Origin of the sequence: Bacillus sp. JJ783, assembly GCF_036963225.1 — a bacterium.
In the GTDB taxonomy this organism is placed as follows: domain Bacteria; phylum Bacillota; class Bacilli; order Bacillales; family Bacillaceae_G; genus Bacillus_A; species Bacillus_A cereus_U.
Genome location: NZ_JBALMG010000090.1, coordinates 730 through 10,545, shown reverse-complemented (window position 1 = coordinate 10,545; position 9,816 = coordinate 730). Strand labels below are relative to the sequence as shown.

The following is a 9,816-nucleotide window of genomic DNA, read 5'->3' as shown; positions in this document are numbered from 1 at the left end:
CCAGTAGGTCCAGTGTCGCCGGAAGGACCAGTCGGCCCTGTTGAATCGATTGAATCTGGGTTTAGAGCAGCGGAAGACAGAAATTCATCCATTATATTTTCACCTCTGAAAAGATTTTAATATCAATAATAAATATAGGGGAGTGTAAAGTGAAGTGGGCAAGTGATTGTATTTTATAAATTTAACAAAATAGTTATTTTGTAAGAATCAAAAAAGAGCACCTCGTATAGGTGCCAGAATAAGAATTATTCAATGATCAAGATAATTACTTACCACCATTTTGATATATATGTTTTAAATAAAAAAATAGAACAAGATCCTTATTTTGTACATCAAGGTAGTCAGCACAATTAACTAACGGCTTGTTGAAAAAAGAAGCCCTGAGGAATTGTTACAGGACTTCATAAGGTTGAGTTATGTCATACTCACAAGGGATTTTAACATGAATGTTGTGGTAAATAAACTGGTAAATATGTCCGATTGGTTTAGATCTATTATTTTAAACAAAAACGCTATTTGGTAGCTAGACTTAAAAGTAAAAAGAGCTCCGTCTACTGGTCGGAAGCTCTTTTATGAAAATCAGTGAGTTTCGTTCACTAATTGAATATATGTATAGATTATATGTATAGATTATTTTAGTGTGACTAGTACTATAAAAATTTCATTTTGTAGAAAAAAGTAAAAAGAGCACTATCAATTAGTGCCCTTTGTAAAAATAGCGTAAGTGGCCAGCTCACGTTATAAAGAGAGGTAGAATTTAATATATTCAACCCCTGCTTAAATGGTGAAAACAAAAGAACAGCTAGCAAAAGCTAACTGCTCGCCTCCAGAGGAATTAGAGAATGGGTTGTCTACAGTATTGACGGAATATTGAGTTTTATTCAGGAGGTAGAGGGAAATGATTAATTTTAGACTGTTCCAACTTGATTTTGGTCTGCAACATCAGAATCGAATGTGTTTGTTGCACTAACACCGCTAAATGTATTGGCAACAAAAGCAACATTTGATGAACCTGAACCATTATAAGCTTTTGTATTTTCCTTTGGAGAAACGTTATAAAAATCACCTAAGTTGAAAGAACCGTTACTATTTTGTACAACCAGATTTCCAACAACAGATGGCATAGGTTTCACCTGCTTTTCTAAAAAGTATTTAAATTAGTATATGGTGTATGCGTCTAGAGGTTCATTTGAATCTGAAAATTTTGAAATGAATTTTGTTAGAAAACACAACAAAATAATCCTTTGCGCGACACGTTTCCTTATAAGTGTGTAAACACGAAATAGGAGGGTCATCAACTTGATAACAACAACTGATTGACTGAAAGTAGGAATGAAAGCCGTCAGGTTGAGCTGAAACTACTTATCTAATACTCCTACATGCAAGGCGTGATAGTAGTCACAAATTGTATGAAGCTAGGTGAAGTCGGCTGAACAAAACCTAAGTGAGAAATCATATGGTGATGGATAGGTCGGGATGCTACAAAACATCTATGGTGAGAATGTCCAAAATAACGGACTGGCGAACTTGCGAATATACGGGTCTAAATTATTAATACATAAGAAATATGTATGTCGTCAATGACGATGTTATCTACCGAAAAGTAAGATTAAAGGATATGAAATTCGGAACATCTAACGATGATGATGTAAAGATAACAGGCTTACAGCAAGCACCTAAGGATATATGTATAGCTAGGTCAATCGGAACGTGGTAAGCAAGAAACTGTCACCAACGCCTACTAGCGGTCAGATGCATATAAGGTTCTAACGAACCGAAATTGCTTCATTCTTGTGAAGGTGGGGACACAGTACCGACGAAACATGTAACGAATGTGGAGGGATAGTCCCTAGTCTTGTTCTTTGAAAACTAAATTAACTAGATGTAACTCACAGGATCGAGTAAGATGATGGGACTTTTCGTAAGAAAGGGGAATTAACACATCGGTGAGTACAACATTACGACATGCAGAATATTACGATATACAAAAAGTGTTTGATGATTTATATCAACGTAGCAAAAACAATGCTACTAAAGGTATAAATTTATATAAACACATCATATCAAAAGAAAATATTCTATTGGCATATAGAAACATAAAGGCAAACACTGGCTCTAAAACTGAAGGAACAGATGGTATCACAATCGGCCATTATAAAATGGAAGATGTAGATTCTTTCGTTGATAACATAAGAAATGCTCTTGTAGACTACAAGCCAAACACGGTACGTAGGGTAGAAATACCTAAACCAAATGGAAAGAAACGCCCATTAGGAATACCTACAATGAGAGATAGATTGATTCAACAAATGTTCAAGCAGGTTCTAGAGCCAATATGCGAAGCAAAATTCTACAAGCATTCATATGGGTTTAGACCCAATAGGTCAACGCATCATGCGATGGCTAGGTGTCAATTCTTGATGAATCGTGGGGGATATAGTCACGTAGTTGATATTGATATACAAGGTTTCTTTGACAACGTAAACCACTCCAAATTACTAAAACAACTATATAACATAGGTATAACTGATAGAAGAGTACTGACAATCATCTCGAAAATGTTAAAAGCACCAATCAAAGGAAAAGGCATTCCTACAAAAGGAACTCCGCAAGGAGGAATTCTAAGCCCATTACTAAGTAATGTTGTATTGAATGATTTAGATTGGTGGATATCTAGTCAGTGGGATAATATCAAAACAAGAAAACCATATACACTACCAAATAAAAACTATCATCTATCAAAAACAAAATTGAAGAGAATGTATATAGTTAGGTATGCGGATGATTTTAAAATATTTACAAACAATCACAAATCTGCAACTAAAATATTCCATGCAGTGGGAGGCTATCTCGAGAATCAATTAAACCTTAACATATCTAATGAAAAATCAACTACAACTAACCTAAAAAGAAAATCTTCGGATTTTCTGGGGTTTTCTATTAAATTCGTTAAAAAGCGCAAAAGATATGTGGCAAACACACATGTAAGCGAGAAAAAGAAAAAGGATATCCTTGAAAAAGCAAAAAAAAGGATTAAAGCAATTCAAAAGAATCCATCAGGGAAAACAGTACAGGACTATAACTCTTACGTGCTTGGCATAAAAAACTATTACAAAATTGCAACACATGTAACTATAGACTTTGCTGAAATAGTCTTTCGTCTCTCGAAAACCTTGTTTAATCGTCTAAAATCAATAGGGAAATATAAGATTCCTACCAATGCAAACGCATTATACAAAAGAACTCACAGGAATAATTATAGAACCTTTGAAATAGCAGGTAATCATGTATATCCACTAGCGGACATACAAACACGATTCCCTCAAAGTTTCAGTCAAGACATATGTAACTACACTATAAAAGGAAGACAAAAACTCATCAAAAGCCTAAAAGGTAACATTGCCAATGAAATGCAGAAGATGTTGCTATCATCCAATAAAGGGCAGAGCGTGGAGTATACAGATAACAGAATGTCGAGATATTCTATGCAAAATGGAAAATGTGGTGTTACAGGAATCTTTTTGTTAGCTGATGAAGCACACTGTCATCACAAAGTACCGAAAGGTATGGGAGGAACTGACGAATTCAATAACCTAATTATTGTACATGAATTTGTCCACAGACTGATTCACGCTACAAATGAAGAGACGATTAGAACATATATGAGAATACTTCAATTGACCGATAAACAATTGAAGAAAATAAACAAACTCCGTAAAGCTTGTAATCTAGTTACTTTAGTATAGAAGAATAAGATGGGACGCTGTATGCGATGAAAGTCGCACGTACAGTGTTAAGCGGGGGAAAAGATGGAGATAACTTCAAAGTCTTACCTATCGCAACGAATAGAAAGCGAGGAATAAAAATGGGACAAGGTAACCGTGGAATGGCATTTGAAATGCTTACCAATCTAGCTAATGAAATGTATCAAAGAGGGGGAGTGGCACTTATAAACAAGCGTCCAACTCCTGTGAAGGTGTTAAAGAGTAAAGGTGGCCGTGTGCTAAATAGATTCTATGAAGCTAAAAGTACAGTAGACTATGACGGCGTGTATAAGGGAAGAGCTGTTGCATTTGAAGCGAAGTCTACAGAGAGTGCTACACGCTTTGATTTAAAGAACATTGCACAGCATCAGTTGGATTACTTGGAGAAAGCAGAAAAGATGGGAGCGATTTGTTTCTTCCTTATTGGGTTTAGCAAGGATAGGTCAGTATTTGCAGTACCACTATCAGTCATTCAATCTTATGTAAGGATGTCGCAACAGCCAAAAGGCAAGAAGTCGATACCGAGAGCAGACTTTGATATTTATGGATACTTAGTAGATCAGACAGAACGAGCGCCAGTTGATTACTTACAATACATTGATGAAGCAGTATCTCCAGTTATGTTTGATAGAATGATTCAATTCGATCAGGACCATAAAAGGGTAACGAATAACATTGAAGCAGCAAAAGCGAAGATGGCCAACAAGAAACACAAATTATTAAAGGCCTAATGGATAATGGAACCATGCAGAGTGGATGGTGGGGGCTACTCGCTATGCATGTTTCCCTTATGCAACAAAGAGGTATTAAAATTTCACGTACCTGATGTGAATGTAAAAACCAAAATTTGGAATAAGGGAATTCCTTCATGGAGAGACAATTAACATTATTACCAGCAATCGATGACAAGAAAGTACAAAAGGAAGTAGTCAGCATCTTAAAGGAATACCGTGCATTAAAGATGCGATTCAATAATGAAGTGGAACAGGAAGGGAGCAGTTTGTTTCCTGAGTTACGTGATTCAAGAGTGACGAGTAGGATGAAGGTGCAGCAAATAGAAAAGACATTAAACAATATCTTAGATGAAGATGAAAGAAACATCATTACTATGAAGTTCTTAGATAATAAACCAGTTAAAGATTCGTTCGTACAAAATGAACTGATGATGAAAAACTCATACTTTTACGAGAAGAAGAAGAGTGCCATTAAATTGATTGCTACTACATTAGGAATCATTTAAAAATGGTAGAGAAAATGTAGAGAAATAGCGTGTTTTTTGGGGAGTTTTTGCAAATGAAATCAACGGTAAGCTATTCCTATAAACAGTTCTTTGAAAAGAGAATACGTTTTGGGGATAGCGTTCCCATTATAATAAAGTTACTCGGTGACGCGGAGGCTAGAGGAGATAAGAGCTTCCCGAAATTATTTGTATTTATCGATCAGCTCGGAATGCGTCCTCTGGGTTGATAATGAATATAAGTCTATTACTCTCTAGTATGTCGGTTCTTGAAAATGGAATGGGGGTGGTTGCTTATGATTGAGTGATACTTACATTAAATTTTAAGAACAATAATGTTTTACCAAGTACATCAGTAATTACTCACGATCTTTATTGATGTAGCGAACAGAGAGCTTCCGCTTTTTGTTTGAGCTAACGTAGCGGAGCCTTCTCTCCGCCCCCTTGAAAATACGTTAGTCCAAACAAGGCGTCGGAAGAAACATATACGTCTTGGATATTATATAGATCCTTTAGATTTCGACATAGGCCAGCAAAGGTGAAAATGACATTAAGTAGCCGAAGTATTGAGCAAGCTCTACGGAGTGTAAACGAGAAGATTCTTAGTCTTCTCCCAGTCACCGAACACAGAGCGTGTAGCCATACTAGTTGATACGGCGGCTTGGAGAAGCCCGGGAGTATCTAGAATACCAGAGGCTTGAAGAGATATTTATTGCCATTTGTTATCTCTCTTCCCCTTTGAGGAGCTGTCACCTTTCGGTGATGGCTTTTTCTTTGTTATATAGAAATTACACATTAAACCAGTGAACATTCTAATCAGACAGGCATATAATGGATTCGTGGGACGAGTTATCATATGAGGTGAGACTTGGAGCACCATACTTATTTTTGAAGAGTATCTAATGGCAGGTACTCTTTTTTATTGCACCTTTTGATAAGGACATGCATATATTGAATTGTGGGACAAGTTTTTCATGTCTCATTCAATACCATAAGAAACTCCTTATCACATTAAGAGCACCCACGGCATGGGTGCTCTTTTAAATGTGAACAAAATGGACATTTGGTTCACATTTTAATCCAAGGGGTACAAATTCGATGCGACGTGAAAGGATTTGTTGAAACAGTGGAAGGCGGATTTGCAAGCTGTTCAAGAAGAAAAGAGGCTGAAGAAGAAGGCTAAGAAAAACAACAAAAAATATAGCATTCCTGGTAATACAGCTGACTTCATGAATGGAAAGAATACTTATCGTAAAGAGAATGGGGTATGGAAGCAAAGAAATAAATAATGTGAGGATAAATGAGTTTGATTAAGTGTATAGCAATTATCGTAGGCGCTGCCGTGATTTGGGTGGCGTCTTGTTTGTTGTTAGGGAAAGATAAGGGATGAAATAGATTTGAAACTTAAAGATTAGATAATAATATTATTACTTTAAAATGCAGAAAGTAGACTAGTAAACAAGCCGTTTTTGTTTTTTAGCATAGAATATGATGAATCCTAGAGTTAAGAGGAAGTAATTATATTTATGGAATGTAATTGTAATTTCAGACGTTCCCGAGATTGTGATAGATTTTGGGATGATTTAATGTTCTGCAGACGCAGAAATAGAGATTGTGATGACCGTCGTTGTAGACGTGACCACGACTGTGATTGTGATGAATGTCGTCGTAGACGTAATCATGATCATGACTGTGATTGTGATAAGCGTAAAGATTGGTAAAGTCCTTTGAATGAGTGCGTTTCTTCACAGCACTCTTTTTTTGTTTATGGGTTTCCTAAATTTATACTTATTAAATACGAAGAAAGTAGTTGCAATTCGATTTAAGAACTAACAAAATAAACGAACTCAACGAACGGAAATAAATGTTCTCTTTACCTGTCTAAAAGTTGACCTTCTTGTACAATTTAAATTTATAGGGTAAAAACTTTGTAAACAGATAGTTGTTAATGTCTAAAATAAAATTATATAATTCTTAAAAGAATGAAACCAGATTGTGTGTTTACAATATGTCCAAAAACAGTTAAAGTCTATCGGCAATTAGGAGTCCCAGCTGCTCATTTGGACTTTGGCTTTGAAGAAACAGCACACTACAAATCTCCTAAATCCTCAGAATACAATTGTTCAATTGCAGTTGTTGCAAATGTATATCCTCATATTTTGGGAAAATACCCTGATCATTTTAGAAGTCATGCTCTTAATGCCCTAATTCGACCGCTTTTGGAAAAAATATTCGTATTGATTTTTGGGGGAATAAATGGGATGAAATGAATCGTTTTTTTGGCATGGATATACCAAAAGACTGGATTCATGGCCCTATGCACTATTTAGAGACATATAAGGTGTATAACTCGGCAGATATTATAATAGGGTTACAAAATTATCAAGAGCTAATTACCCAAAGAACGTATGAAATTTTAGGATCGGGTGGACTTCTTCTTACGCTAGATACTCCAGGTGTTAAGAAGATATTTAGGCCAGGGAAAGATTTAATTACGGTTTCATCATCAAAAGAAACACTTGAAGCAATACACTATTTTTCGAATCATCCAAAAAATAAAGCGAAAATTCAAGAACGGGGGCGAATAACAGTACAGGAGCATACTTATCAAGCTCGTGCTAAACAAATTATAGATACACTAATTGAGCATAATATATTAATAGAAAGAGAAAAAACAAGTAAGCAAACAGGGAAAATGATGTATGTTACTGATTTAGAAGAAGACTATGAAATGTATACAATTGAAAAAGGAGATACGTTACACGGGATTTCAAAGAAATTCGGTGTATCTATTGAATCTTTAAAAAAATTAAATCATTTAACATCTAATATGATAGTAGAAAACCAAAGATTAGCAATAAGAAAGAAGAATATCGAATGGAATTTTTAAATTGCATATAACGAACTTTAAGAATTCTTAAGATTTGACTTTTATAGATTTCACCCCAGACCATGGGCACTTTTAAAAAGCGTCTGTCTGGGGTTATATTTTATATACGCATTTCACTTCCTTTTATAAAGAACCTAATAAGATGGGATGGATGAGAAGCAAAAATTTGGTTCATCACCGTAACATGGGGTTGATATTTTACAAATGAATCAATTTTAGCACACTCTAAGTGTCCACTCAGAATGGAGTGTACATCTATCCAAATGTTACCCTGTCTTTTGGTGATGAACTAAAATTTTACATATTTTCTTTAGCATAGAATCCGTACAGTTGAATTTGTCTATATGACTTTTTCACTACAAGTATCCATAATAGTTGGAGAACCCCTGTTTCAATTGCTCTGTATTTAAATAAAGAGGATGCATACCATATATATCGTCCATATTCGGGATACTTAAAGGATTCCAATCAGGTTTGTCTAAGTTAGAGAAGAAAGGACAAATATCTAAAGAGGTGAAATGGATGCAAATCCTACTAATTCGTCATGGAGAATCTGAAGATGATTTTTTAGAAGAGGGTTATAAAGGATCTACTGATTTACAGTTAACAAAAAGGGGATTGGAACAAGTTGAAAAAATGTCTAGTTATATATCAAAGGAACTCTCTCCAGAACTTATTTGGTCGAGTACTCTATTGAGAGCAACTCAATCTACTGAAATTTTGAATAATGCTGTTAAATGCCCTGTAGAGTATCTAACTGAGTTATGTGAAATGCAGAATAGAGAGAGTAAACTAGACTTTAGATTACGTGCTGAGAACATCCTTGCAGCTGTTAGAGAAAGGGGGAAACAGTACAAACGAATTGCAATTGTTTCCCATGGAGGAGTGATTACAAAAATTATAGATAGCTTCCTTCGGTTACCGAAAGAACATGATGTGTGGTTCCATACTGACAACACAGGCATACATCTACTTGAATACAAGTCAAATTTCCGTATTATTAGGTTTAGTAACAATACCAATCATTTAAACTAAGACAAAAGTCAACTTCTGAAATCGGGAATTAAGTAACCTACTAATCATTTTTTTCATATTCATCATTGTAAAAAGATAAAAAGAGAACGATCAGAATGCCATTTGTATGGGCAACTGATTGCCATTCTACTCTGTTCTTCTACCATGTTTCAAATGCGGCAATTACTTCTTATGAAAAAGAAACGAGAACTGAGTGAATATAAGGCCATATATATGATTAAAGATTACTTTCTTCTTCTTTTCCAAGCTATACAGAAAGACACCCAAGAGCTATCAAAGATTCTAATTCGTCTGTTCAACCTCCTACAGCAAAACGAGCGAAAATCCCATCGGTATGAGAAGGAAACAGTCTTGGGTATATTAGGTGTCGTTTACAATTGTATCATGTCTCATAATCAAGCGGCCTAATTCAAAAAATGAAACCCGATAAGTTTTATTTCACATACAAATCTTTAATTTCTCTACACATACCCTTTAAAAAAAGAAATAATCTCTACTATAATTGACATTGTATGAGCTTAAGTTGATAGCGATGTGTTTGTACACCACATCTATCAACTTAAGCATTTTATAACACACCTAAAACGAAAAAATGTGCATCTCCAGAGGAAGATGTACATTTTTTCGTTTTGGGACACTTGTTTCTCTTATCTTAATAGTGATGTGGTGAGACCTATTAATTGTAATCATCATTTTGATAATTGTTATCTAATCTCAGCACGCTTCCATATGAACGATATTATGTTTTTACTTATACTGAGGCTCTTCCTGTTCAATTTGCTGAAGTCGAGGATTTAAAGATTCAATAATTTCTTGAGTTTGTTGTGCTGCATTCTATGTTTTGAAGTACATTTACAAGGAGGAATATTACATGACAGTAATCACTAAAC

The 9,816-nt window shown here is 35.1% G+C and carries 9 protein-coding genes and 2 pseudogenes; 9 read left to right on the top strand and 2 right to left on the bottom strand.

What is annotated here, in order from left to right; genetic code table 11:
• Positions 1-908: 908 nt before the first annotated feature.
• Positions 909-1,124: a spore germination protein gene (locus tag V7038_RS19125; RefSeq protein WP_002158195.1), complete on the bottom strand. Its 216-nt coding sequence runs from the start codon at positions 1,122-1,124 to the stop codon at positions 909-911.
• 822 nt (positions 1,125-1,946) lie between these two features.
• Between V7038_RS19125 and ltrA the strand changes: the two genes are divergently transcribed.
• The 9 genes and pseudogenes from ltrA to V7038_RS19080 all read left to right on the top strand — a co-directional run.
• Positions 1,947-3,746 carry a group II intron reverse transcriptase/maturase gene (gene ltrA / locus V7038_RS19120; RefSeq protein WP_335471370.1) on the top strand — a complete coding sequence of 600 codons (1,800 nt, stop codon included), beginning with the start codon at positions 1,947-1,949 and terminating at the stop codon, positions 3,744-3,746.
• A 119-nt stretch (positions 3,747-3,865) separates the two neighbouring features.
• Positions 3,866-4,495: a Holliday junction resolvase RecU gene (locus tag V7038_RS19115; protein WP_335471373.1), complete on the top strand. Its 630-nt coding sequence runs from the start codon at positions 3,866-3,868 to the stop codon at positions 4,493-4,495.
• Positions 4,496-4,632: 137 nt separating this feature from the next.
• A complete protein-coding gene (locus V7038_RS19110) occupies positions 4,633-5,004 on the top strand; it encodes an ArpU family phage packaging/lysis transcriptional regulator (RefSeq protein WP_199661837.1) in 372 nt (123 codons plus the stop codon).
• A gap of 53 nt (positions 5,005-5,057) precedes the next feature.
• Positions 5,058-5,231: a hypothetical protein gene (locus V7038_RS19105; protein WP_164881627.1), complete on the top strand. Its 174-nt coding sequence runs from the start codon at positions 5,058-5,060 to the stop codon at positions 5,229-5,231.
• A gap of 888 nt (positions 5,232-6,119) precedes the next feature.
• The gene (locus tag V7038_RS19100; RefSeq protein ID WP_176108048.1) at positions 6,120-6,290 is read left to right on the top strand and encodes a hypothetical protein; all 171 of its coding nucleotides are present in this window, start codon (positions 6,120-6,122) and stop codon (positions 6,288-6,290) included.
• A 237-nt stretch (positions 6,291-6,527) separates the two neighbouring features.
• Positions 6,528-6,722, top strand: coding sequence for a hypothetical protein (locus V7038_RS19095; RefSeq protein WP_199661838.1), 195 nt, complete (start codon positions 6,528-6,530; stop codon positions 6,720-6,722).
• A gap of 545 nt (positions 6,723-7,267) precedes the next feature.
• Positions 7,268-7,891, top strand: coding sequence for a glycosyltransferase family protein (locus V7038_RS19090; RefSeq protein ID WP_335471367.1), 624 nt, complete (start codon positions 7,268-7,270; stop codon positions 7,889-7,891).
• Between the two features lie 522 nt (positions 7,892-8,413).
• Complete coding sequence (locus V7038_RS19085) at positions 8,414-8,926, top strand: histidine phosphatase family protein (RefSeq protein WP_232308398.1); 513 nt, start codon at positions 8,414-8,416, stop codon at positions 8,924-8,926.
• A 48-nt stretch (positions 8,927-8,974) separates the two neighbouring features.
• Positions 8,975-9,334 (top strand): annotated as a pseudogene (locus tag V7038_RS19080) (IS4 family transposase); the annotation flags it as partial.
• Between the two features lie 339 nt (positions 9,335-9,673).
• Here V7038_RS19080 and V7038_RS19075 read toward each other — a convergent pair.
• Positions 9,674-9,757 (bottom strand): annotated as a pseudogene (locus V7038_RS19075) (DUF1657 domain-containing protein); the annotation flags it as partial.
• Positions 9,758-9,816: the final 59 nt, after the last annotated feature.

Excerpts from the sequence above, each read along its gene's own strand:
- V7038_RS19125 (WP_002158195.1), bottom strand. The coding sequence starts at position 1,124 with ATGCCATCTGTTGTTGGAAATCTGGTTGTACAAAATAGTAACGGTTCT.
- V7038_RS19090 (WP_335471367.1), top strand. The coding sequence starts at position 7,268 with ATGAATCGTTTTTTTGGCATGGATATACCAAAAGACTGGATTCATGGC.
- V7038_RS19085 (WP_232308398.1), top strand. The coding sequence starts at position 8,414 with ATGCAAATCCTACTAATTCGTCATGGAGAATCTGAAGATGATTTTTTA.
- V7038_RS19095 (WP_199661838.1), top strand. The coding sequence starts at position 6,528 with ATGGAATGTAATTGTAATTTCAGACGTTCCCGAGATTGTGATAGATTT.
- V7038_RS19115 (WP_335471373.1), top strand. The coding sequence starts at position 3,866 with ATGGGACAAGGTAACCGTGGAATGGCATTTGAAATGCTTACCAATCTA.
- V7038_RS19110 (WP_199661837.1), top strand. The coding sequence starts at position 4,633 with ATGGAGAGACAATTAACATTATTACCAGCAATCGATGACAAGAAAGTA.
- V7038_RS19105 (WP_164881627.1), top strand. The coding sequence starts at position 5,058 with ATGAAATCAACGGTAAGCTATTCCTATAAACAGTTCTTTGAAAAGAGA.